The organism is Rhodovarius lipocyclicus (genome assembly GCF_009900765.1).
Taxonomy (GTDB): domain Bacteria; phylum Pseudomonadota; class Alphaproteobacteria; order Acetobacterales; family Acetobacteraceae; genus Rhodovarius; species Rhodovarius lipocyclicus.
The window spans coordinates 121,598-142,930 of the sequence record NZ_JAAABL010000002.1; the positions used below are offsets into that span (position 1 = coordinate 121,598).

Below are 21,333 nucleotides of genomic sequence, written 5' to 3' on the forward strand. Positions count from 1 at the left end.
CTTGGAGCCCCCTCTCCCAACTTCCAAATAATTGGGTTCCAAGGGCCTTTCGGCCTTTGGCGGGGGGAGCGCGAGGGGAGCAGAGCCCCTCTCGCAGTCCGCCCTTACAGCTCCGCGAGCCCCTCCAGGGCCGGGACCGGCGACTGTCCCATCCCGGCCCACAGTCCGCGCGGCACGTAGTGGGCGCGCATGCCGGCGGCCAGGGCGGGCAGGATGTCGTTGTCCACGCGGTCGCCGACATAGGTGATGGCGTGGGGTGGTGCGTCGCAGGCGCGCAGCACTTCCTCGAAGAAGCGCGGGTGGGGTTTCTGCACGCCCCATCCGGCGGAGGTGGCGATGAAATCGGCGCCCAGATCCAGCGCTTCCAGGGCGGGCTGGGCTTCCAGCGGCTGGTTGCCGGCGATGCCGATGCGGATGCCGCGCGCTTTCAGGGCCGCGAAGGCCGGGCGCACATCCGGGTACAGGTCGTGTTCCAGGGGGGCGTCATGGGCCAGCCGGGCCTTGCGGATGGCCATGATGTCGTGGCCGGGCGCCAGGCGCTGCATGGTGTGGCGGTGGGAGAGGCCGGCGCGGATGTCTTCCTTCAGCGCATCCCATAGCGTGTCGTAGGGCACGCCGAGCGCCTCGGCCCAGCCTTGCCACACGCGGGTTTCATCCACGAGCACGCCGCCGACGTCGAAGACGAACCACGGAGTGCTCATGGGGATCACTCCACCGTCATGTCCGGTGCGTCGGGGTGCTTCATGCCCACGGCGTGATAGCCGCTGTCGACATGGTGCACCTCACCGGTCACGCCGCTGGACAGGGGGCTGACGAAGTACAGGCCGGAATTGCCGACTTCCTCCAGGCCCACATTGCGGCGCATCATGCTGTTGTACTGATTCCATTTCAGCATGTAGCTGAAATCGCCGATGCCGCTGGCGGCCAGGGTCTTGATCGGCCCGGCCGAGATGGCGTTCACCCGGATGCCGTCCGCGCCCAGGTCGGCGGCCATGTAGCGCACGCTGGCTTCCAGCGCCGCCTTGGCCACGCCCATTACGTTGTAATGGGGGATCCAGCGCTCGGCGCCGAGGTAGGACAGGGTGAGCAGCGAGCCGCCCGGGTTCATGATCGCAGCCGCCCGCCGCCCGGTGGCGACGAAGGAGTAGCAGGAGATGTCCATCGCCTGCAGGAAGGCATCGCGCGGCGTGTCCAGGTAGCGCCCGCGCAGATATTCCTTGTTGGCGAAGCCGATGGCGTGAACCAAGAAGTCGATCTTGCCCCAGCGCTGTTCCAGCGCGGCGAAGACCTCGTCCATCTGCTCGTCGCTCGACACGTCGCAGGGCAGCAGGAAATCGCTGCCGATGCTGGCGGCCAGCGGGCGGACACGCTTTTCCAGCGCCTCGCCCTGGAAGGTGAAGGCGAGTTCGGCGCCCTGTGCCGCGCAGGCCTGGGCGATGGCCCACGCAATGCTGCGGTGGTTCGCCACCCCCATGATGAGCCCACGGCGCCCCTGCATCAGGGTGCCGGCGGCTGGCGTCGTGCTCGTCGCTTCTTCGGGCATGAGTCCGTGCATGCTGGTTGTTACTGAGCGTTCTGGTGACACAGCCCCCTGGCGCGGGCAAGGCCCAGGTGCATATCTGGCGCCGCCCGGCTATAACCTGCCGGGGCAGAAAGCAGGATGTGTCGATGGCCGAGGAGCCTTACGCCCTTTTCGCGGAATGGATGGCGGAAGCCACCGCAGCGGAACCCAATGACCCCAACGCGATGTGCCTGGCCACCTGCACGCCGGAGGGCCGCCCGAGCGCCCGCATGGTGCTGCTGAAGGGCGTGGATGAGCGGGGTTTCGTCTTCTACACCAACCTTGAGAGCCGCAAGGGCCAGCAATTGGCGGCGAACCCCTTCGCGGCCCTGTGCTTCCACTGGAAATCCCTGCACCGCAGCATCCGCGTGGAGGGCCGGGTGGAGGCCGTGACGGCGGAGGAGGCGGATGCCTATTACGCCAGCCGCGCGCGCGGCAGCCGCATCGGCGCCTGGGCCAGCAAGCAGTCCCGCCCGCTGGAAGGGCGCTGGGCGCTGGAAAAGGCGGTGGCCGAATACACCATGAAGTTCGGCCTGGGCGAGATCCCGCGCCCGCCCCATTGGTCCGGCTTCCGCATCCTGCCGGACCGTATCGAGTTCTGGCGCGACATGCCCTTCCGCCTGCATGAGCGAAAGGTGTTCACCCCGGCCGAGGGCGGCTGGGCCATCGAGGCCCTGTACCCCTGATGGACATTCCCGCCACGCAGAGGGAGGTGGCGGAATTCCTGGCCCGCCTCACCGGACATGGCCTGGTGGAGACCCACATCTCCGCCGTGTTCCTGGCCGGGGAGGAGGTGCTGAAGCTGAAGAAGGCGGTCAGCCTCGGCTTTCTCGATTTCACGGCGCTGAGCGAGCGGGAACGCCTGCTGCGCCATGAATGCGCGATCAACGCGCCCCACGCCCCGGGCCTGTATCTGGGGGTGGAAGCCATCACGCGCGGGCCGGACGGCGCCTTGCGCCTGGGGGGCGAGGGCCCGGCGATCGACTGGGTGCTGCGCATGCGCCGCCTGCCGGCCGATGCCTTCCTGGATGCCCGCCCCTGCCCGGATGCCGCCCTGCTGGAGGCACTGGCCGACGCCGTGGCGGCCATGCATGCCAGCCAGCCGCCGGTGCCCGGCCCCGATCGGCTGCGCCATGTGATCGACGGCAATCTGGATGCGATGCTGGGCGCCGGCATCCCCGAAGGCGAGGCGCGCGCCTGGCACGCGGCGGCGGTGGCCCTGCACACCCGCCTGGCCCCCTGGTGCGACGAACGCGCCGCCGCCGGTTTCCGCCGGCGCTGCCACGGCGACCTGCATCTGGGGAACATCTGCCTGCTGGATGGCCGGCCCGTGCCCTTCGACGCGCTGGAATTCGACGAGGAGCTGGCCAGCATCGACGTGGGCTATGACCTCGCCTTCCTGCTGATGGACCTGGAGCTGCGCCACGGCCGCCCGGCGGCGAACCGGGTGCTGAACCGCTATGTCGCGCGCGGGGGCGATGCCGCGCTGCTGCGGGGCATGCCGTTGTGGCTTTCCCTGCGGGCCGTGATCCGGGCCCATGTGGCGGCCCGGCGCGGGCAGGATTGGCAGGCGCTGTTGCGCGCCGCCATGGCCTGGCTCGACCCGCCCGCGCCGCGGCTGGTGGCCGTGGGCGGCTTGCAGGGCACGGGCAAATCCACCCTGGCCCGCGCTCTGGCGCCCGATCTGGGGCCCGCCCCCGGCGCGCTGGTCCTGCGCAGCGACGACACCCGCAAGCGCCTGGCCGGAGTCGCACCCGAAACCCGGCTCGATGCCGCGCACTACACCGCCGAGGCCAATGCCGCCGTCTTCGCCGAGTTGCGGCGCCTGGCCGGGGTGGCGCTGGATGCGGGCCATGCCGTGGTGCTGGACGCCGTCTTTTCGCGCGAGCCGGAGCGCGAGGCCGTGGCCCGCCTGCATCCCAGCTTCGTCGGCCTGTGGCTGGAGGCACCGCTGGAGGTGCTGCGCGCCCGCGTCGCCGCGCGCCGGGGCGATGCCTCCGACGCCGATGTGCCGGTGCTGGAGGCCAGCGCCGCGCGCGATCCGGGCCGGATTGTCTGGCAGCATATCGACGCATCGACTGGCACGGTGGCCGCGGCGCGCAAGGCGCTGGACTTGCCACCCGTCGCTTCGCCATAACCATCCGCATCACTAATTCAGGGGATTACCACCATGGCTTACCGCCGCATCCTCGTTCCGCTGACCGGTACCGCGGCCGGTGAGGCAGCCCTTGCCACCGCCTTGATGACGGCGCGCATCTGGAACTCCCACATCCATTGCCTGCATGTGCGCGTGGACGCGCGCGACGTGGCACCGCTGGCGGGCGAAGGCCTGTCTGGCGCCATGATCGAGGAAATGATGGCCGCGACCGAGCGCGAAAGCGGGGAACGGGCCGGCCGCGTGCGCGCGATGTTCGAGCGCTTCATCGCCCATGCCGGCCCCCTGACCATGGCCGACAGCGCGGAGACGGCGAACAAGGCCGATGGCGTCACCATCTCCTTCGAATCCATCCCGGGCCGGGAGGAGGATGTGGTGGCCCAGCAGGCGCGCCTGTACGACTTGGCCGTGGTGCCGCACCCCGAGGCCGACAGCGACGTGAGCAGCAGCGATGCGCTGCATGCCGTGCTGTTCGACAGCGGCCGCCCGGTGCTGATCGCCCCCACCCAGCCGCCCGCGACCATCGGCAAGCGCGTGTGCTGCGCCTGGAACGGCACGGCCGAAAGCGCCGCCGCCGTCGATGCCTCGCTGCCCTGGCTGCACCAGGCGGAGGCGCGGCAGGTGCTGTATTCCGACGACTACCAGCGCCGGGGCCCGAAGGTGGAGGGCATCCTGGCCTATCTGCACTGGCACAGCGTGGATGCCGAGGGGAAGCTGTTCAAACCCGTCAGCAAGGATGTGGGCGCCGGCCTGCTGGCCGCCGCGCGGGATTTCGAGGCGGACCTGCTGTGCATGGGCGCCTACAGCCATTCGCGCCTGCGCCAGCTGATCCTGGGCGGCGTGACGCGCCATGTGCTGGAGAATTCGGACATCCCCGTGCTGATGTGCCGGTGATGTAAAGGGGGGGCGCCATCACGGCCATGAATATGGCTGATGGCGCATGCCGCATTGGCCCCGGGCCCGCCCGGCGCCTATCTCGGTTGCAAGCGGGGCGGCCTGAGCGGCCCCCCAAACAGGAGCAACCGCGATGATCGATGTTCGAGCCTTCGGCAGCCTGGGTGGCGCCAATCATGGCTGGCTGAACGCCAAGCACCATTTCTCCTTCGCCGGGTATAACGACCCCAAGCGCGTCCATTGGGGCCAGCTGCGCGTCTGGAACGATGACGAGATCGCGCCGGGCACCGGCTTCGACCCGCATCCGCACCGGGACATGGAAATCATCACCTATGTCCGCGAGGGGGCGATCACCCACCGCGACAGCATGGGCAACACCGGCCGCACCGAGGCCGGCGATGTGCAGGTGATGTCCGCCGGCACCGGCGTGGTCCACAGCGAGTACAATCTGGAACCGGTGAAGACCACGCTGTTCCAGATCTGGATCATTCCCGACCACATGGGCGCCAAGCCCAGCTGGGGCAGCCGCAGCTTTCCCAAGGCGGCGCGCGAGGCGGGCTTCGAAGTGCTGGCCAGCGGCCGCGAAGGCGATGACGGCGCGCTGCGCATCAACGCCAACGCCGCCGTGATGGCCGCGACCCTGCAGCCCGGCCAGGCGCTGGAACAGGAACTGGCCGAAGGGCGCGTGGCCTATCTGGTGGTGGCCAAGGGCCGGGTGACGGTGAACGGCACCGAACTGGGCCCGCGCGATGGCGCGGCGATCAAGGATGAGGCGAAGCTGGAGATCAAGGCCAGCGAAGACGCCGAATTGGTGATGGTGGAAGCCAGCGCGTAAGCGAGGGCGCTGCCCTCGCGCTCCCGCTCGGGGGGAAATGACTTTCCCCCCGAGAACCCCCCATTCCTTTTTGGGAGTTTGGGGGGCGGGAAGCCGATAAGAGGCTTTCAGGTAAATTATATAATGATATCAATTATGTAAAATTGGCGCAGGCCCCAAACTCCTCGCAGGGGCCTGGGGAGATCTTATCTCCCCAGCGGATGGGGGCTGGGGAAGGCAGAGCCTTCCCCAGTCCGCCTTCACCTTGGCAGCCTGCCCACGTCCGGCGCCCCGGGGTTTTGGGCCCGGTGCCGCAGCAGGTGGTCCGCCAGCACGATGGCCAGCATGGCTTCCGCCACCGGCACCGCGCGGATGCCCACGCAGGGGTCGTGCCGGCCTTTGGTGCGCAGTTCGGTGTTTTCGCCATCGCGCGTCACGGTTTGGCGGTGGGTCAGGATGGAGCTGGTGGGTTTCACCGCCATCCGCGCCACGATGGGCTGCCCGGTGGAGATGCCGCCCAGCACGCCGCCCGCGTGGTTGGCCAGGAATTCCACGATGCCGTCCTGGCGCATGCGCATCTCGTCGGCGTTTTCCTCGCCGGTCAGGGCGGCGGAGGCAAAGCCGTCCCCGATCTCGACCCCCTTCACGGCGTTGATGCTCATCAGCGCGGCGGCGATGTCGGCGTCCAGCTTGCCATAGATCGGCGCGCCCAGCCCCGGGGGGGCGCCCTCGGCCACCACCTCGATCACCGCGCCGATGGAGGAACCGGCCTTGCGGATCGCGGAGAGCTTCTCCTCCCACCGGGCGACGGCCGTGGGGTCGGGGCAGAAGAAGGGGTTGCGGTCCACCTCGGCCCAGTCCCACCGGGTGCGGTCCACCGTGTCGGCGCCGAGCGCCACCATGGCGCCGCGGATGCGCACGCCGGCACCCAGCACGAGGCGCGCCACGGCGCCGGCGGCGACCCGCATCGCGGTTTCCCGCGCGCTGGCGCGCCCGCCGCCGCGATAGTCGCGCACGCCGTATTTCCACTCATAGGCGATGTCGGCATGGCCGGGGCGGAAGCTGTTCGCGATCTCCCCGTAATCCTTGCTGCGCTGGTCCTGGTTGTCGATGTGCAGGGCGATGGGGGTGCCGGTGGTCTGGCCCTCGAACACGCCGGACAGGATGCGCACCTGGTCGGGCTCCTGCCGCTGGGTCACGAAGCTGGACTGGCCGGGGCGGCGCTTGTCCAGGAAGGGCTGGATGGCGGCCTCGCTCAGCGCCAGGCCCGGCGGGCAGCCATCCACCACGCAGCCGATCGCCGGCCCATGGCTTTCCCCCCAGGTGGTCACGCGGAACAGATGCCCGAAGCTGTTGTGCGACATGGGGGTTAGATGCCCCGGATCGCGCCGGAACGCTATCCCGGCAGGCAGAAAGGCCCGCCTGGCTGCGCGCCCAGGAAGATGGCGGCGACCAGGCGCGGCACTTCATCCGGGGCGCGGCGCAGGCGGTGGGTTAGCAGCCGGTACCAGGCCATGCCGAACAGCGCGTCTAGCATCAGTTCCGTGTCGGGGTTGGGGCCGATCTCGCCGGCCTCGGCGGCGCGGCGCAGCATGGCCGCGGCGCTGGCGCGGCCGCGTGCCAGCATCTCGTCGCGCAGCATGCGCAGGGCCGCGGGGTCGGCCTGGGCCTCGGCCACGATGCTGCGGAAGGCCTGGCCGGCCGGAGTGTCGCGCCAGAAACACATGATGGATTCCAGCATCGCCGCCATGTCCTCCCGCGCGGAGGCACCGGCAGGCAGTTCGGCCAGGGCTTCGGCCTTGCGGCGTTCGTACACCTCCATCAGCAGGGCGGCCTTGCTGGGCCACCAGCGATAGAGGGTGGGTTTGCCCGCCCCGGCGCGGCGGGCCACGGCCTCCATGCTGACGCCGGCATAGCCCTTTTCGGTCAACAGGGCCTCCGCCGCGTCCAGCACGGCGCTGTGGGTCTCGGGGTTGCGCGTGTTGCCGATGGAGGCGCGGGAAGTGGTCATGGCGGGAGGATAACACGGCCCTTGACGTAACGGAACGGACCGTATAGACAAACGTTACGAGCCGTTCCGTTAAGATAGGAGCTCCCCATGAAGCCCTCCCGTTTGCGTCTCACCCTGGTGCTGGTGTTCGGCGCCTATCCGTTGATCACGTCGCTGCTGTACCTCTGGGCCCCGCTGCTGGCGGGGCGCCCGGCCTGGCAGGTCGCGGCCTTCATCGTGCCGCAGATGGTGGCCGGCATGGTCTGGGTGGTGATCCCGCTGGCCTACAGGCTGTTCGGGCGATTCATCCTGCGGCCGGTATGATTACCGGGCCGGGATGAACATGAACCCCACCGCCGCCACCAGGCACAGCATGGCGGCGATATAGTTCCAGCGGATCGCCTCCCCCAGGAAGGTCACGCTGAACACGGCGAAGACGGCCAGCGTGATCACCTCCTGCATGATCTTCAGCTGCTGGCCGGTGAAGGTGCCATAGCCGAGGCGGTTGGCCGGCACCGCCAGGCAGTATTCGAAGAAGGCGATGCCCCAGCTGAGCACCACCGCCAGCCACAGCGGCCATTGCGGCTGCTTCAGATGCCCATACCAGGCGAAGGTCATCACGATGTTGGAGCCGAGCAGCAGCAGCGGCGTGGTGAAAGTGGCGTTCATGCGATCTCCGGCCAACGGTCCAGCAGCCCGGCCATTGCTTCGAACAGCGCCGCCGCCCGCAGCAGCGCCGCATCCTGATGGAAATGCCCGATCATCTGCAACCCGATCGGCAGCCCGTCGCTGGAAAACCCGCAATTCAGGCTGACCGCCGGGTGGCCCGTCATGTTGAACGGCATGGTCCAGGGGAACCAGTTGGCGCGCACTTCCTCATAGCGCTGGCCGTCGATCTCGATGGGCGCGAACAGGTCCTGGCCGATCGGCAGGGCGGGGCGGGACAGGGTGGGGGTGATGATCAGGTCCGCGTTCCGCAGCATGGCCTGCACGCGGCGGAACAGCGCCGCGCGGTCGAACATCGCCTGCTGGTAGTCGGTGCCGCTGACATGCTTCGCCAAAGCCAGCTGTTGCAACAGGGAGGGCGACATGCGGTTGCCGTCGCGCTCCGCCATCGGGCCGAAGCGGGCGAGCCAGGTGGTGTGGTTGATGGCGCGCCAGATGGGTTCGACATCGAAGCCCTCACCGGAGAATTCCTCCAGCTCCGCGCCCAGGGAGGCCAGATGCGCCTTGGCCTGCCCGAAGGCCGCCAGCACCTCGGCCGCGATGGGCCGGCCCGGGGGTGTCGCGCAGAACAGCACCCGCTTGCCCTTCAGGTCGCCGATGGGCGCCGCCTCGGCCACATAATCCGGCACGGTGCGGCCGATGGACCACGGGTCGCTCTCATGCGGCCCGCCCATCGCCTGCATCATCAGCGCGGTGTCGGCCACGTTGCGCGTCATGGGCGTGACATAGGTGTAGTTGCCGAAGGCGTCCGGCACCTGGCTGTGCGCGATGGCCCCCAGGCTCTGCTTCAGCCCGACCACGCCGTTGCAGGCGGCCGGGATGCGGGTGGAGCCGCCGCCATCGGTCGCCACCGCGATCGGCGAGATCCCCGCCGCCACCGCCGCCGCGGCACCCCCGCTGGACCCGCCGCAGGTGAAATCGGCGCTCCAGGCATTGCGGGTGCGGCCGAACAGTGGCGCGTCGGTCAGGCACTTGGCGCCGAATTCCGGCGTGGTGGTCTTGCCGAAGATGATGGCGCCGGCCGCCCGCAGCCGCGCCACGCTGGCCGCGTCCTCGGTGGGCACATTCTCGGCCAGCAGCAGCGAGCCGAAGCTGGTCCTCATGCCGGCGGTGTTGACGATGTCCTTCACGCTCAGCGGCAGGCCGTGCAGCGGGCCGAGTTCATCGCCCCGCATCACCGCCGCCTCGGCCGCGCGAGCCTGCTCCATCGCCTGTTCGGGCGCCAGGGTGACGAAGCAGTTCAGCACCGGCTGCAACGCCTCCGCCCCCGCCAGCACATCGGCCATCAGCTCGACGGGCGACAGGCGCTTGTCGCGGATCGCGGCGGCCAGCGCGGTGGCCGGCAGGTGGCGCGGGCTCATGCCCGGCGGATGTTCCAGAACACCGGCAGCCCGTCCAGCACGCCCTCCAGGTTGCGGCGATAGGCCGTGAAGCTCTTCTGCTGGCCGAGCGGGATATAGGGCACGTCCTGGAAGGCCTGGGCCTGGATCTCCCGCGCCAGGCGGCGCTGGCCGGCATCGTCGGCGCCGAGCCACTGGGTGCGCAGTTCCTCGATGCGCGGGGATTCGGGCCAGCCGGGCGCGGCATTGGCCCCCGTGCCGCGCAGGAAGGCATGCACCGCCGGGTCGAACATATCGAGGCCCCCCCAGAAAGTGCCGAAGGCGCTCCAGCCGCCCTGCTCGGGCGGGTTCTTGCTGACGCGGCGCTGCACCACCGTGCCCCAGTCCATCTGCTGGTTGTCCACGTTCATGCCCAGGCGCTGGAACAGGTCCGCCGCCACGTCGCTGACGGCCTTCAGGATGGGGATGTTGGTGGTGCTGAGCAGCACGACCTTCTCCCCATTATAGCCAGCGGCGGCCAGCGCCCGGCGGCTGGCGGCAATGTCGCGCGGGCCGGTCAGCACCTCCATGCCGGTATCGCTGGCCATGGGGGTGCCGGGGCAGAAGATGCCCACATCCTTGCGCCACATGTCGGGGTCGGTGCCGGCGACGGCGGTCATGAAATCCGCCTGGTTCACGGCGCCCAGTATGGCGCGGCGGATGGCAGGGTTGTTGAACGGCGCCACGGTGTGGTTCAGGCGCAGCGTGCCGACCAGGCCGGTCGGGTCCACCTCCCGCACCACCACCTGGCGGTTGCGGCGCAGCAGCGGGATCAGGTCGGCCTCGGGCGCCCACCACCAATCGACCTCGCCGGCCGCCAGCGCCGCGGCGGCGGTGCCGGAATCGGGGATGACATGCATCTCCACCCGGTCGAAATTCGCGCGCTTGGGGCCGGCGGTCCATTCGGGCGTGCCGGTTTCGCGCGGCACATACTGCTCGAACCGGCCATAGATCAGCTTGGCGCCCTGCACCTGCTCATTGGCCAGGAAGCGATAGGGGCCGCTGCCCACCATCTCCGTCACGCGGGTGTTGGGGTCGGTCAGGGCCAGGCGCTCGGGCATCATCACGCAGATGTTCGGGCTGGCCTTGCCCAGCGCGTAGGGCAGCAGCGGGAAGGGCGCCTTCAGCCGGAAGCGGATGGTGCGGTCGTCGGGGGCCGAGAGCTCATCCGTCAGGCCCAGCAGCGTCTGGCCGAAGGTGTCCCGCGCGCCCCAGCGGCGGATGCTGGCCACGCAATCCTTGGCCAGCACTGGCTCGCCATCATGGAATTTCAGCCCCGGGCGCAGGCGCAGGGTCCACAGCTTGCCCTCATCCCCGGTGCCGGCCGATTCCAGCATCTGCGGCTGCGGGCGGAACTGGGCGTCCAGGCCGAACAGCGTGTCGAAGACCAGATAGGCGTGGTCGCGCGTCTGGTAGGCGGTGGTCCAGATCGGGTCCAGCACCGGGGTGTCGCCGCGGGGCACGTACTTCACCACCCGGCCGGCCTGCGCCGCCACCAGCGAGGGGGCCGAAACCCCGGCCATCGCCGCCACCATCGCCTGCCTGCGTGTCACGCCCATACGCCCGATCCTCATTCATATTGCGTTGCGGCGCGCAGCATGACGCGGTGGCTGGCGCTGTCCAGGCGGCAACGGCATGCTGGGCCGCATGCGCAGCTATCAATTCCTGACCCTGGACGTCTTCACCACCACCCGGTTCGGCGGCAACCCGCTGGCGGTGTTCCCCGACGCGCGCGGCATGACCGACGCCGAGATGCAGGCGCTCGCCCGCGAGTTCAACTACAGCGAGACTACCTTCGTGCTGCCGCCGGCCCAGCCGGCGCATACGGCTCGCGTGCGCATCTTCACCCCCGCGGCCGAGATGCCCTTCGCCGGCCACCCCAATGTGGGCACCGCCTGGGCGCTGGCCGAGCACGCGCGCTACGGCAAGCTGATCTTCGAGGAAATCGCCGGGCTGGTGCATGTGGAGCTGGCCCATGACGCCGCCGGCGCGCTGACGACCGCCACCATCGCCGCCCCCCAGCCGCTGACCACCTTCGAGCGCTACCCCGCCGAGGCGATCGCACCGCTGGCCGGCCTCGCTCCCGCCGATATCGTGACGGACCGCCACGCCCCCATCCGCGCCAGCGTGGGCAACCCCTTCCTGATCGCGGAGGTAACGCCGGAGGCGCTGGCCCGCGCCCGCCCGGATGCCACCGCCGCCCGCGCCCTGGCGGCGGCCAACCCGCATCTGAACGGCCGCGCCAGCCTGTATGTCTATGCCCAGGATGGGGCGCGCATCCGCACCCGCATGTTCTCCCCGACCGTGGGCGAGGACCCCGCGACCGGCAGCGCCGCCACCCCGCTGGCCGCGCTGCTGCTGGCGCTGTCTGGCGAAAGCCGGGGCGCGTGGGAGATGGTGCAGGGCGTGGAGATGGGCCGCCCCAGCCTGCTGCTGACCACGGCGTATCAGGCGGGGGATGGCATCCGCGCCACGGTGGGCGGGGCCTGCGTGCCGGTGTTCACGGGGCAGGTCGGGCTGGACTGACACGCCGGCCGCGCGGCGTCACGCCGAAGGCCGCGCGATACGCGGCCCCGAAGGCCGGCGCGCTGGCATAGCCCACCCGCGCGGCGACCCGCGCGGGCGCCATCCCCTCCGCCAGCAGGGCCGAGGCCTCGGCCAGCCGCAGCGCCTGCCGCCAGGCCGCGAAGGACAGGCCGGTGTCGCGCGGGAACAGCCGCGCCAGGGTGCGGGCGCTGGCACCCACGGCCTCGCCCCAGCCTTCCAGCGTGCGGGTATCGGCGGGGTTGGCGCGCAGGGCCTCCGCCAGACGGCGCAGCCGGGCGTCCCGCGGGGCGGGCACGCCCAGCGGCAGGGTGGCCGCGCCTGCGATCTCATCCAGGATCAGCGCGGCCAGATGCGCGCCGCGCCCGGCCTCATCCCATTCCATCGGCATGGCGCAGGCGGCCAGGATCAGCTCCCGCAACAGGGGCTGCACCGGCAGGACCGTGGCGGCGGGCGGGCCGGCGCGCGCCGCGTCTTCCCGCAGGAACAGCGCGCGCATGGCCACGGCACCGGCCATGCGCACCCGGTGCGGATGCCCCGCCGGCACCCACAGGGCGCGGTCGGCGGGCACCACATAATCCATCGCCTCCGTCTCCACCCGCATCGCGCCCCGGGTGGCATAGAGCAGCTGGGCGCGGGCGTGGTGATGCAGGCCGGTGTCGTGCCCGCCGGCATAATCGTGCGCATAGCCCGCCAGCGGCCGGTCCACAGCATCCTGGGGGATGTGCTTGCGGATCGCGGCTTGTCTTTCTGCCGACAGGGTTTGGCCGGACGACGCCATGCGGACAGGCTATACCACCCGGCAGAGAGGACCAACGCCCCATGACGCCCGTCACCCGCCAGGTGGTGTTCATCAACGCCGCCCACACCATCACGCATTACGCCCTGCTGATCCTGGCCACGGCCAGCCTGGCCATGGTGTATCAGGAACCCGACCTGTTCGGCGCCGACTACGGCCCCGTCATCACCATGGGCACGGCCATGTTCGTCGTCTATGGCGCGCTGGCGCTGCCCATGGGCTGGCTGCAGGCGCGGCTGGGGCGCAAGGCGCTGATGGTCGCCTTCTATTTCGGCGCCGGAGCGGGAATGGTGCTGGCCGGCCTCGCGCAGTCCGCCTGGATGCTGGGGTTGTGGCTGGGCGTGATGGGGGCGTTCCTGGCCATTTATCACCCGATCGGCACCGCCATCATCGCCGAATGCGGCGGCGACCGCGTGGGCCGCGCCATGGGCATCAACGGCGTGTTCGGCAATCTGGGCGTGGCGCTGGCCCCGCTCGTCACCGGGCTGCTGGCCGCGCAGTTCGGCTGGCGCCTGGCCTTCATCCTGCCCGGCCTGTGCTGCGCCGCCATCGGCGTGCTGTATGCGCGGGAGCCCGCCTTCGACGGCACGCGCCTGCCGGGCGCCAAGCCCTTTCCGCAGATCCCGGCCCCGGTGGTGCGGCGCGCGGTGATGGTGCTGCTGGCGCTGGGGGCCACCAGCGGGCTGGTGTTCAACGCCTTCACCCTGCTGGTGCCCAAGCTGATGGAGGAACGCCTGGCGACCTCCCCGGACCTGCTGCCGCTGATCGCGCTGCTGGCCTTCGCCGCCACCATCTGCGGCGGCATCACCCAGTTCACCGTGGGCAGCATGATCGACCGCCGCACCCTGAAGGGCGTGTTCATGCCCCTGGCCCTGATGCTGGTGCCGGGGCTGCTGGCGCTGTCCTTCCTGCAAGGCTGGGTGGTGCTGCCCGTCTCGGCCATGGTCGCGGCCGCCATCTTCGGCCAGGTGACGGTGAACGAGACGATGATGGCCCGCTACATCGCGCCGCCGCTGCGCGCGAAGCTGTATTCCGTCCGCTTCACCGTGGGCTTCATGGGCGCGGCCCTGGCCTCGCCGCTGATCGGCACGCTGCACCAGGCCACCGGCAGCCTGGCCGTGACCATGCTGGTGCTGGGCGGGATCAGCATGATCACGCTCGCCTGCGCGCTGGCCTTCCCGAACCGCGAGGAGGAGCTGAAGCCCGAGCTCTGGGCCCGGCAGGTGGCGCCGGCGGAGTGAGGATGGTTCCGGGAGGACAGAGCCCTCCCGGAGCGCCCTTCAGGCCATCGCCCCCCGGGCGGCCACCGGCCACAGGCATTCCACCCGCCCCTTGCGCACGCCCACATACCAGTCGTAGCGGTCCACGGTCGGGTCGCAATGGCCGGGGGTCAGGCGCAGCTTCTCGCCCAGGTCGGGGCGGGTGCCGTCGCGCACTTCCAGCTTGCCGTGCTCGTCGGAGGCCCCGGCATAGACCAGCCCCGGCCGTTCCCACACCAGCGGCATGCCGCTGTCCACCGAGACCGCCTTGTGCCCCGCATCCAGCACCGCCACCCCATCGGTGGCCGTGCTCATCACGGTCGAGAGCACGAACAGTGCCTGCTGGAACGGCGGCGCGTCCTCGTTGCGGGCATAGTCGGCATCCATGAAGGCGTAGGAGCCCGCCTGGATTTCCGTATAGACGCCGCTCGCGGCCTCATGCCGGAAGGTGCCGGTGCCGGCGCCGCCCACGATGGGGCAGGCCAGGCCGCGCTGGCGCAGCTGTTCCACCGTGCGGCGGCTGGCGTCCACCGCGGCCTGGATGGCGGCGGCGCGTTCCTCGGGCGGGCGGATGTGCTGGGCGCGGCCGTGATAGGCCTGCAGCCCGCCGAAGATCAGGTGCCTGGAGCCCGCGATGCGCTCGGCCAGCGCCACGGCCGGCGGGCCGGCGGGCACCCCGGCGCGGCCCATGCCCACGTCGATTTCCACCAGCACCTTCATGCGGCGGCCGGCCGCGGCGGCGGCGTCCTCGATCGCCGCGATCTGGCGCTCGTCATCCACGCACAGCCCGACCTCCGCGATGCCGGCCAGCGCAACCAGCCGGGCCAGCTTGCGCGCGCCCACCACCTCATTCGTCACCAGAACATCATGGATGCCGCCCCAGGCCAGGATTTCGGCCTCGGCCACCTTCTGCACGCATTGGCCGACCGCGCCGCGCGCGATCTGCTGCTTCGCAACCACCGGGGATTTATGGGTTTTCGCGTGGGCGCGCAGCTTCGTGCCCGTGGGGGCCAGGGCAGCGGCCATGGCGTCCAGATTGGCCTCGAAGGCGTCCAGGTCCAGAACCAGGGCGGGGGTGTCGATTTCCTGCTCATGCATGCCGGGTTCTGCGGGCGGTGACTGCATCGCTACTCTCCTTCGGATGCGGCAAACTGCACCGATGTTCCCCAGTGATCCAGAGGTGCTCATCATCGGCGCGGGGGCGGCGGGCATCGCCGCGGCCCGGGCCCTGCGCGCGAAAGGCACCAGCTGCCTGGTGCTGGAGGGCGGGCCGCGCCCGGGCGGGCGGGCCCACACCTGCACCACGCTCGGCGCGCCCTTCGACCACGGCGCCACCTGGCTGCACGCCGCCGGCCGCAACCCGATGACGCCCCTGGCCCAGGGCGCGATGAACCATGACGAGGTGCGGGAGCGCCATGTCTGGCTCGGCACCCGCTGGGCGGATGGCGCCGAACTGGCCGCCATCGCCGCCGCCGAGGACCGTTTCGAGGCCGCGCTGGAGGCCGCCCGCACCCAACCCGACCGCCCGGTCTCCGAGATCGCGCCGCGCGGCGGCCCCTGGGACGAGACGGTCATCCATTGGCTCTGCACCCAGATCCAGGCGCGGGAGGCCGAGTATCTCTCGGCCCACGACCAGGCCGACAACGCGCTGGAGGGGCCGAACCTGCTGCTGCCCGGCGGCATCGGCGCGCTGGTGGCCGGGCTTGCCCAGGGCCTGCCGATTCGCCTGAACAGCCGGGTGGAGCGGCTGGACTGGTCCGGCCCCGGCGTGGTGGCGGAGGGCGCCTTCGGCCGCATCCGCGCGGCGCGGGCCATCGTGACGGTTTCCACCGGGGTGCTGGCGGCGGGCGGCATCCGCTTCACGCCCGAGCTGCCGGCCGGCCATCAGCAGGCCATCCATGACCTGCCCATGGCGCTGCTGACGAAATTCGCCTTCCGTTGCCAGGATCGCCTGGGCATCCCGCCCTTCCACACCCTGCGCCGGGCCGCGATGCCCGGCCGGGCGGGGCCGATGGGCTTCATCCTGTGGCCGTTCGGGCGGGACCACCTGTTCGGCTTCGTGGGCGGCGAGCAGGCCTGGGCGCTGTCCCGCCAGTCGCCGGAAGACACGTTGCGCGCGGCGCGGGCGGAACTCGAATCCATCCTGGGCCCGGTGCCGCTGGGGCAGGCGCTGGTGACGGGCTGGGGCACGGACCCGCTGTTCCTGGGCAGCTACAGCCAGGCGCGGCCCGGAGGGGCGGGGGCGCGGGCGGTACTGCGCCAGCCGCTGGGCCCGCTGCGCTTCGCGGGGGAAGCCACGGCGTTGGGCCTGGCGGGCACCGTCGGCGGCGCCTGGGCAGAGGGGGAGGCGGCGGCCTAAACCCCGAACCAGCCATAGAGGCGGGCGAGGGGCGGCCAGGCCTCGGCCAGCGGGGCGTGGAACACGAACAGCCCCGCCACCCCGCCCAGCACCAGCAGGACCGACCCCGCCCAGGCCAGGGGCAAGGCCAGCCCCGGGCCGGGTACCGGTTCGGCGCTGGGAGTGGGGCGCGCGTCGGGCTCGGCCGCCAGTGGGGGAGGGGCCTCGGGTTCCGGCGGCGCGGACGGCGTGGTTTGCGACTCGGCGGCGAGTTCCTCCGCCGGGGGGGCCTCCGGCTCGAACCACCATTCATGGGCGCATTTGGCGCAGCGCATCTGGCGGCCGGCCCCGATCAGATGATCGGGCACCTGATAGGTGGCGGCGCAGGCTGGGCAGGCAATCAGCATCGGGACCCTATGTGCAGTCAGTTTCCATGCCGGGGCAAGCCGGTCTGTGCGGTGCAACCGCCGGTTGGCCCGCGCTTGCCGCCGTCATGGCTTGGCGAATGCGGCCCCCGGCTGGCACAAGGGGGCATGGTGCGCCTCGAGGACATAACACTCAGCTACCGCCGCGGGGAAAATCCAGCCCTGGCCGGGCTGAGCTGCACGCTGGAGGCCGGCAGCTTCACCTGGCTGATGGGCGCCTCGGGGGCGGGGAAATCCTCGCTGCTGAAGCTGCTGCAACTGTCAGTGCGGCCCAGCGCCGGCAAGCTGTTCGTCATGGGCGCGCCGATCCACAGCGCCCGCCGCCAGGCCCTGCCGGGGCTGCGCCGGCGCATCGGCATCGTGTTCCAGGATTTCCGCCTGCTGCCGCACCTGTCGGTGCTGGAAAATGTCGCCCTGCCGCTGCGCATCGCCGGAAGGCGGGAGGCCCAGCTGATGGCCGACGCGCAGGAGATGCTGCGCTGGGTCGGCCTCGGCCACCGGATGGAGGCCCGGCCCGAGGCGCTGTCGGGTGGCGAGCAGCAGCGCGTGGCCCTGGCCCGCGCGGTCGTCGCCCGCCCCGCCTTGCTGCTGGCCGACGAGCCCACCAGCCATCTGGACGAGGCCCAGGCCCGCCGCGTCGTCTCTCTGTTGCAGGAGATGCACCGGATGGGCACCACCGTGGTCGTCGCCACCCACAGTGCCGCGATGACCGAGGAACACCCCGCCCCCATCCTGCGGCTGGAGCACGGGAGGCTGCTGTCCCATGGCTAAGCGCACGCCTGCCCGTGCCAAGGATCCGCTTGGCCTGCGCCGTGCCGTCTCCGGCTGGCTGCTGCCGGGCCTCGTCGCCGCCATGGCGCTGCTGGCCGCCATCGCGCTGGGCGGGGCCGAGGCCGCGGAGGCCCTGGCCCGCCGCTGGGAAGGCGGCGCGGCCGCCGCCATGCTGGTGCAGTTGCCCCAGGGCTCCGACCCCGCGCCGGCCGCCCAGCAGCTGGCCGCCATCCCCGGCGTGGCCGAGGCCACGGCGATGGACCAGGCCCGGCTTTCCGCCCTGCTGCACCCCTGGCTGGGCGATGCCACCGGCCTGCCGCTGCCGGCGATGGTGGAACTGCGCCTGACCAGCACCCGCCAGGCCGAGGCCGTGCAGCAGGCTATCGCGGAGATGTTGCCGGGGGCGGCGGTCGAGGCGCATGGCGTCTGGGTCGCGCGGCTGTCGGCGCTGGCGCGCAGCCTGCAGGCGATGGCCTGGCTGACGCTGGCGCTGGTGGGCGGCCTGGCCGCCGCCATCATCGCGGTGGCCACCCGCGCGGGCATCGCCGCCCGGCGGGATACCATCACCATCCTGCACGACATGGGCGCCACCGATGGCGCGATCTCCCGCCGGTTCGCGGGGCGGGTGGCGTGGCTGGCGGGGTGCGGCGCCTGCTGCGGCCTGGCGGTGGCGCTGCCGCTGCTGTTCGGGCTGGGGCAGTTGGCCTCTCCCCTGCTGGGCGGAGGGCTGGAAATGCCCTGGCCCGCCCTGGCGACGCTGGTGCCCGGTGCCGCGCTGATTGCCTGGGTCACGGCGCAGAGCGCCGTGCGGATGTGGTTGAAAAGGCTTCCCTGAATGCTGTTGCTGCGGTCCATCCTGTTCAATATCGCTTTCTTCGGGGCGACCACGGTGCTGTGCCTGGCCTCGCTGCCGCTGATGCTGGTGCGGCGCCAGGCCTTCATGGGCATGCTGGCCTTCTATGGCCGGCTGGTGGAGGGGCTGCTGGCCACCATCTGCGGCCTGCGCGTGCGGGTGCTGGGGATGGAGAACCTGCCCCCCGGCGCGGTGCTGATCGCCAGCAAGCACCAATCCGCCTTCGACACCGTCTTCTGGCTCAGCCGCCTGCCGGACCCCTGTTATGTGCTGAAGGCCGAATTGCTGAAGATCCCGGTCTGGGGCTGGCTCGCGCGGCATTCGCGCATGGTCGCGGTGGACCGTTCGGCCGGTGCCAGCGCCCTGAAGCAGATGGTGCGCGATGCCGAGGCCGCGGTGGCCGAGGGCCGGCAGATCGTGATCTTCCCCGAAGGCACCCGCACCGCCCCTGGCGAGAAGCTGCCCTATCAGCCCGGCGTCGCGGCGCTGGCCAGCGCGCTGAAACTGCCCCTGGTGCCGGTGGCGACCGACAGCGGCCTGTTCTGGGGCAAGCGCGCCTTCGCCAAGCGGGGCGGCGTGCTGACGGTCTCGATCCTGCCGCCCATTCCCCCCGGCACGCCGCGCGCGGCCCTGATGCGCGGGCTGGAGGAAGCGATCGAGACCGAGACGGCGCGGCTGCTGAACGGCTAGGAGGGGATGCCCTCGCGCGCCTGCCGCCGCATCCAGGACAGAGCCTCCTGCATCGGCATGGGCCGGCCGAGGTAGTAGCCCTGCATCAGCGGGCACCCCAACTCCCGCAGCATCAGCATGTCCGCCTCCGTCTCCACCCCTTCGGCCAGCACCTCGATCCCCAGCGACTGGCTCATGCCCAGGATGGTCTGCACCATCACCTGGTCGCCGGAGGAGCCGGAGATGCCGGTGACGAAGCAGCGGTCGATCTTCAGCCGGTCCACCTGCAACTGCCGCAGGGCGGCCAGCGAGGAATAGCCCACCCCGAAATCGTCGATCGCCAGCCGCACCCCGCCCAGCGACAGGCGCGACAGTTTTCCCTGCACGGCGCGCAGGTCCATCACCGCTTCCTCGGTGATCTCCAGCTCCAGCATGGCGGGCGGCAGGCTCTGCTGCGCCAGCATGCCCAGCACCAGATCATCCAGCGGCAGCTGCGCGATCTCCCGCGGGGAGACGTTCATGGCGACCGTCAGATGATCCAGCCCCATGTCGCGCAGGGCGCGGATCATGGCGCAGGCTTCCTTCAGGATGAAGCGCAGCAGGGCCTCGGACAGGCCGGCCGTGGTGGCGGCCATGATCAGGTCGGGCGGCGAGATCCAGCCATGTCGGGGGTGCCGCCAGCGGATCAGCCCCTCGAATCCGCTCAGGATCCGCCCGCCTTGGCCCATCTGGGGCTGGAACCACAATTGCAGCGTGTTCTCGTTCAGGGCGCGCAGCAGGTCGCGCTCCACGTCGCGGATCTTGTCCAGCCGCAGGCGCAGCGTCTCGTCGAACAGGCAGTGGCGCTTGCGGCCGGCGGCCTTGGCGGCTGTCAGTGCGGCGCTGGCGGCGCCCAGCATCGTGGGCACGTCCTCCTCCAGCCGGCGGTGAATGCCGATGCTGACACCGACGCGAATGCTGTCGCAGGCCGCGAAGGGAACGCCGATGGCGGTGATCAGCCGCTCGGCCAGGGCCTGCGGTTCCTCTTGCAGCAGGCGTGGGTCGAACAGCAGGCCGAACTCGTCGCCGCCCATCCGGCCGATCGCGCTGTGCTCAGGCATCAGCGCGCTCAGCCGGGCGGCCACCTGCCGCAGCAGCGTATCGCCGATGTCGTGGCCGAACATGTCGTTCACGCTCTTGAAGCCGTCCAGGTCCAGCAGCATCAGGCAGAGCGGCGTGGCGGAGGGGGCAGCGCGCCGTTCCAGTTCCTGCAGGAAGCCCTCCCGGTTCAGCAGGCCGGTCAGGGTGTCATGGATGGCGCGCTGGCGCGTCTCCTCCGCCACCTGTTGGGCCAGTTCCGTGGCAGCGCGCAGGGAGAGCGCCATGGCCGTCGCCTCGTTCTTCAGGCGGCTGGAATCGCGGAACACGCCCTCGCTTTCCCGGGTGCTGCGCAGCAGCGCCGCCAGGTACAGCAGGGCGGTGAAGGCCAGGAAGGTGTTGTCGAAGCCGCCGGCATAGAACAGGCACCCGGCCACCGAGAGCAGCGCCGGGGTGATGAAGGCGGCCGGCACCGGGGCATAGGCCGTGCCGTGCACCACCGCCCCGGCCGTGATCCCGCACACCACGATCAGGAAGAACTGCGTCTGCGGCGAGGTATATCTCGCGCAGAGCAGCGGCACCGCCGCCCAGACCAGCCCCGAGACCAGCGCCAGCACCCAGGACAGCCGCAGCAGCTGTTCCACCCGTGCCGAGGCGGCCTGCCGTTCCTGGGGCGCCGCATGGTCCCGCGGGTGCTCGAACCGCGCGCGGCACAGCGCCACCCGCAGACCGTTGGCGACCGAGGACGCGGCGAACCACGCCACCCCGACTTCCGCCGGGCCGTAGCGCAGGGCCATCAGCAGGTTGGCGATGCCCAGGATGACATTGACCGGGATGGAGATCAGCACGCTGCGCCGCACCGCCGCCAGTTGATCGGCGCGGATGAGGTGACGCAGAGAGGGGCACCCCGCATCGCCCTGGGGCGACTCACCTTTCGATGTCGCGGGGTCTTCTGGTTCGTTCATGCGCGACACATGCTGGCGTAGACCTGATGTCGAATTGCAGAAGCCATTGCGCTTATGCAATCCACCGGACATGCCCCGGCGCCAGGGGCCGCCGCAAGCATTCGATGCAGCCGC

General features: G+C 70.9%; 22 protein-coding genes. 11 read left to right on the plus strand and 11 right to left on the minus strand.

What is annotated here, in order from left to right; translation table 11 throughout:
- Nucleotides 1-104 precede the first annotated feature (104 nt).
- Together GT007_RS03420 and fabI are read right to left on the minus strand one after the other, a co-directional pair.
- Nucleotides 105-701 (minus strand): HAD family hydrolase, encoded by a 597-nt coding sequence (locus tag GT007_RS03420; protein WP_160120168.1) that lies wholly within the window; start codon nucleotides 699-701, stop codon nucleotides 105-107.
- Nucleotides 702-706: 5 nt separating this feature from the next.
- Complete coding sequence (fabI, locus tag GT007_RS03425) at nucleotides 707-1,543, minus strand: enoyl-ACP reductase FabI (RefSeq protein ID WP_160120169.1); 837 nt, start codon at nucleotides 1,541-1,543, stop codon at nucleotides 707-709.
- A gap of 119 nt (nucleotides 1,544-1,662) precedes the next feature.
- Here fabI and pdxH point away from each other — a divergent pair, with 119 nt between their 5' ends.
- From pdxH to GT007_RS03445, 4 genes are all read left to right on the plus strand, one after another.
- Nucleotides 1,663-2,247 (plus strand): pyridoxamine 5'-phosphate oxidase, encoded by a 585-nt coding sequence (gene pdxH, locus GT007_RS03430; RefSeq protein ID WP_268894543.1) that lies wholly within the window; start codon nucleotides 1,663-1,665, stop codon nucleotides 2,245-2,247.
- Nucleotides 2,247-3,698: a bifunctional aminoglycoside phosphotransferase/ATP-binding protein gene (locus GT007_RS03435; RefSeq protein WP_160120171.1), complete on the plus strand. Its 1,452-nt coding sequence runs from the start codon at nucleotides 2,247-2,249 to the stop codon at nucleotides 3,696-3,698. The genes pdxH and GT007_RS03435 overlap by 1 nt, the downstream gene beginning before the upstream one ends.
- A 33-nt stretch (nucleotides 3,699-3,731) precedes the next feature.
- Entirely contained in the window at nucleotides 3,732-4,610 is an 879-nt protein-coding gene (locus GT007_RS03440) for a universal stress protein (RefSeq protein ID WP_160120172.1), read from the plus strand.
- A gap of 133 nt (nucleotides 4,611-4,743) precedes the next feature.
- Nucleotides 4,744-5,445, plus strand: coding sequence for a pirin family protein (locus GT007_RS03445; RefSeq protein WP_160120173.1), 702 nt, complete (start codon nucleotides 4,744-4,746; stop codon nucleotides 5,443-5,445).
- Between the two features lie 239 nt (nucleotides 5,446-5,684).
- Here GT007_RS03445 and aroC read toward each other — a convergent pair whose 3' ends face one another.
- Nucleotides 5,685-6,788: a chorismate synthase gene (gene aroC, locus GT007_RS03450; protein WP_160120174.1), complete on the minus strand. Its 1,104-nt coding sequence runs from the start codon at nucleotides 6,786-6,788 to the stop codon at nucleotides 5,685-5,687.
- Between the two features lie 32 nt (nucleotides 6,789-6,820).
- Complete coding sequence (locus GT007_RS03455; protein WP_160120175.1) at nucleotides 6,821-7,435, minus strand: TetR/AcrR family transcriptional regulator; 615 nt, start codon at nucleotides 7,433-7,435, stop codon at nucleotides 6,821-6,823.
- Between the two features lie 87 nt (nucleotides 7,436-7,522).
- Between GT007_RS03455 and GT007_RS03460 the strand changes: the two genes are divergently transcribed.
- Entirely contained in the window at nucleotides 7,523-7,738 is a 216-nt protein-coding gene (locus GT007_RS03460) for a hypothetical protein (RefSeq protein WP_160120176.1), read from the plus strand.
- Here the strand turns inward: GT007_RS03460 and GT007_RS03465 are convergent, their stop codons facing one another.
- Genes GT007_RS03465 through GT007_RS03475 form a run of 3 tightly spaced genes read right to left on the minus strand, consistent with a single transcriptional unit; the run spans nucleotide 7,739 to nucleotide 11,072 of the window.
- Complete coding sequence (locus tag GT007_RS03465; protein WP_160120177.1) at nucleotides 7,739-8,083, minus strand: DMT family protein; 345 nt, start codon at nucleotides 8,081-8,083, stop codon at nucleotides 7,739-7,741.
- A complete protein-coding gene (locus tag GT007_RS03470; protein ID WP_160120178.1) occupies nucleotides 8,080-9,501 on the minus strand; it encodes an amidase in 1,422 nt (473 codons plus the stop codon). The genes GT007_RS03465 and GT007_RS03470 overlap by 4 nt, the downstream gene beginning before the upstream one ends.
- Complete coding sequence (locus GT007_RS03475) at nucleotides 9,498-11,072, minus strand: ABC transporter substrate-binding protein (RefSeq protein ID WP_408015528.1); 1,575 nt, start codon at nucleotides 11,070-11,072, stop codon at nucleotides 9,498-9,500. The genes GT007_RS03470 and GT007_RS03475 overlap by 4 nt, the downstream gene beginning before the upstream one ends.
- Nucleotides 11,073-11,166: 94 nt before the next feature.
- Between GT007_RS03475 and GT007_RS03480 the strand changes: the two genes are divergently transcribed.
- The gene (locus GT007_RS03480; RefSeq protein ID WP_160120180.1) at nucleotides 11,167-12,045 is read left to right on the plus strand and encodes a PhzF family phenazine biosynthesis protein; all 879 of its coding nucleotides are present in this window, start codon (nucleotides 11,167-11,169) and stop codon (nucleotides 12,043-12,045) included.
- On the opposite strand, the gene GT007_RS03485 is transcribed toward GT007_RS03480, so the two are convergent.
- Nucleotides 12,020-12,772 carry an AraC family transcriptional regulator gene (locus GT007_RS03485; RefSeq protein WP_236571474.1) on the minus strand — a complete coding sequence of 251 codons (753 nt, stop codon included), beginning with the start codon at nucleotides 12,770-12,772 and terminating at the stop codon, nucleotides 12,020-12,022. The genes GT007_RS03480 and GT007_RS03485 overlap by 26 nt on opposite strands.
- Nucleotides 12,773-12,885: 113 nt before the next feature.
- Between GT007_RS03485 and GT007_RS03490 the strand changes: the two genes are divergently transcribed.
- Nucleotides 12,886-14,103 (plus strand): MFS transporter, encoded by a 1,218-nt coding sequence (locus GT007_RS03490; protein WP_160120182.1) that lies wholly within the window; start codon nucleotides 12,886-12,888, stop codon nucleotides 14,101-14,103.
- A 39-nt stretch (nucleotides 14,104-14,142) separates the two neighbouring features.
- Here the strand turns inward: GT007_RS03490 and GT007_RS03495 are convergent, their stop codons facing one another.
- On the minus strand, nucleotides 14,143-15,246 hold the full coding sequence (locus tag GT007_RS03495; protein ID WP_236571475.1) for a DSD1 family PLP-dependent enzyme: 1,104 nt from the start codon (nucleotides 15,244-15,246) through the stop codon (nucleotides 14,143-14,145).
- Nucleotides 15,247-15,280: 34 nt separating this feature from the next.
- Here GT007_RS03495 and GT007_RS03500 point away from each other — a divergent pair, with 34 nt between their 5' ends.
- Nucleotides 15,281-16,480 carry a flavin monoamine oxidase family protein gene (locus GT007_RS03500; protein ID WP_160120183.1) on the plus strand — a complete coding sequence of 400 codons (1,200 nt, stop codon included), beginning with the start codon at nucleotides 15,281-15,283 and terminating at the stop codon, nucleotides 16,478-16,480.
- Here GT007_RS03500 and GT007_RS03505 read toward each other — a convergent pair.
- Nucleotides 16,477-16,866 carry a zinc-ribbon domain-containing protein gene (locus GT007_RS03505; RefSeq protein WP_160120184.1) on the minus strand — a complete coding sequence of 130 codons (390 nt, stop codon included), beginning with the start codon at nucleotides 16,864-16,866 and terminating at the stop codon, nucleotides 16,477-16,479. The two genes, GT007_RS03500 and GT007_RS03505, sit on opposite strands and share 4 nt — an antisense overlap.
- Before the next feature lie 126 nt (nucleotides 16,867-16,992).
- On the opposite strand from GT007_RS03505, the gene GT007_RS03510 reads away from it, so the two are divergent.
- Genes GT007_RS03510 through GT007_RS03520 form a run of 3 tightly spaced genes read left to right on the plus strand, consistent with a single transcriptional unit; the run spans nucleotide 16,993 to nucleotide 19,198 of the window.
- Nucleotides 16,993-17,655 (plus strand): cell division ATP-binding protein FtsE, encoded by a 663-nt coding sequence (locus tag GT007_RS03510; protein WP_160120185.1) that lies wholly within the window; start codon nucleotides 16,993-16,995, stop codon nucleotides 17,653-17,655.
- Nucleotides 17,648-18,490 carry a cell division protein FtsX gene (locus tag GT007_RS03515; protein WP_160120186.1) on the plus strand — a complete coding sequence of 281 codons (843 nt, stop codon included), beginning with the start codon at nucleotides 17,648-17,650 and terminating at the stop codon, nucleotides 18,488-18,490. The genes GT007_RS03510 and GT007_RS03515 overlap by 8 nt, the downstream gene beginning before the upstream one ends.
- Nucleotides 18,491-19,198, plus strand: a complete 708-nt coding sequence (locus GT007_RS03520; protein WP_160120187.1) for a lysophospholipid acyltransferase family protein — start codon at nucleotides 18,491-18,493, stop codon at nucleotides 19,196-19,198.
- Here the strand turns inward: GT007_RS03520 and GT007_RS03525 are convergent.
- A complete protein-coding gene (locus GT007_RS03525) occupies nucleotides 19,195-21,219 on the minus strand; it encodes a putative bifunctional diguanylate cyclase/phosphodiesterase (protein WP_160120188.1) in 2,025 nt (674 codons plus the stop codon). The genes GT007_RS03520 and GT007_RS03525 overlap by 4 nt on opposite strands.
- Nucleotides 21,220-21,333: the final 114 nt, after the last annotated feature.

Coding starts and splice junctions, on each gene's coding strand:
- GT007_RS03420 (WP_160120168.1), bottom strand. CDS start 701: ATGAGCACTCCGTGGTTCGTCTTCGACGTCGGCGGCGTGCTCGTGGAT.
- fabI (WP_160120169.1), bottom strand. CDS start 1,543: ATGCCCGAAGAAGCGACGAGCACGACGCCAGCCGCCGGCACCCTGATG.
- GT007_RS03435 (WP_160120171.1), top strand. CDS start 2,247: ATGGACATTCCCGCCACGCAGAGGGAGGTGGCGGAATTCCTGGCCCGC.
- GT007_RS03440 (WP_160120172.1), top strand. CDS start 3,732: ATGGCTTACCGCCGCATCCTCGTTCCGCTGACCGGTACCGCGGCCGGT.
- GT007_RS03445 (WP_160120173.1), top strand. CDS start 4,744: ATGATCGATGTTCGAGCCTTCGGCAGCCTGGGTGGCGCCAATCATGGC.
- aroC (WP_160120174.1), bottom strand. CDS start 6,788: ATGTCGCACAACAGCTTCGGGCATCTGTTCCGCGTGACCACCTGGGGG.
- GT007_RS03455 (WP_160120175.1), bottom strand. CDS start 7,435: ATGACCACTTCCCGCGCCTCCATCGGCAACACGCGCAACCCCGAGACC.
- GT007_RS03460 (WP_160120176.1), top strand. CDS start 7,523: ATGAAGCCCTCCCGTTTGCGTCTCACCCTGGTGCTGGTGTTCGGCGCC.
- GT007_RS03465 (WP_160120177.1), bottom strand. CDS start 8,083: ATGAACGCCACTTTCACCACGCCGCTGCTGCTGCTCGGCTCCAACATC.
- GT007_RS03470 (WP_160120178.1), bottom strand. CDS start 9,501: ATGAGCCCGCGCCACCTGCCGGCCACCGCGCTGGCCGCCGCGATCCGC.
- GT007_RS03480 (WP_160120180.1), top strand. CDS start 11,167: ATGCGCAGCTATCAATTCCTGACCCTGGACGTCTTCACCACCACCCGG.
- GT007_RS03490 (WP_160120182.1), top strand. CDS start 12,886: ATGACGCCCGTCACCCGCCAGGTGGTGTTCATCAACGCCGCCCACACC.
- GT007_RS03495 (WP_236571475.1), bottom strand. CDS start 15,246: ATGCAGTCACCGCCCGCAGAACCCGGCATGCATGAGCAGGAAATCGAC.
- GT007_RS03500 (WP_160120183.1), top strand. CDS start 15,281: ATGTTCCCCAGTGATCCAGAGGTGCTCATCATCGGCGCGGGGGCGGCG.
- GT007_RS03505 (WP_160120184.1), bottom strand. CDS start 16,866: ATGCTGATTGCCTGCCCAGCCTGCGCCGCCACCTATCAGGTGCCCGAT.
- GT007_RS03510 (WP_160120185.1), top strand. CDS start 16,993: ATGGTGCGCCTCGAGGACATAACACTCAGCTACCGCCGCGGGGAAAAT.
- GT007_RS03515 (WP_160120186.1), top strand. CDS start 17,648: ATGGCTAAGCGCACGCCTGCCCGTGCCAAGGATCCGCTTGGCCTGCGC.
- GT007_RS03520 (WP_160120187.1), top strand. CDS start 18,491: ATGCTGTTGCTGCGGTCCATCCTGTTCAATATCGCTTTCTTCGGGGCG.
- GT007_RS03525 (WP_160120188.1), bottom strand. CDS start 21,219: ATGAACGAACCAGAAGACCCCGCGACATCGAAAGGTGAGTCGCCCCAG.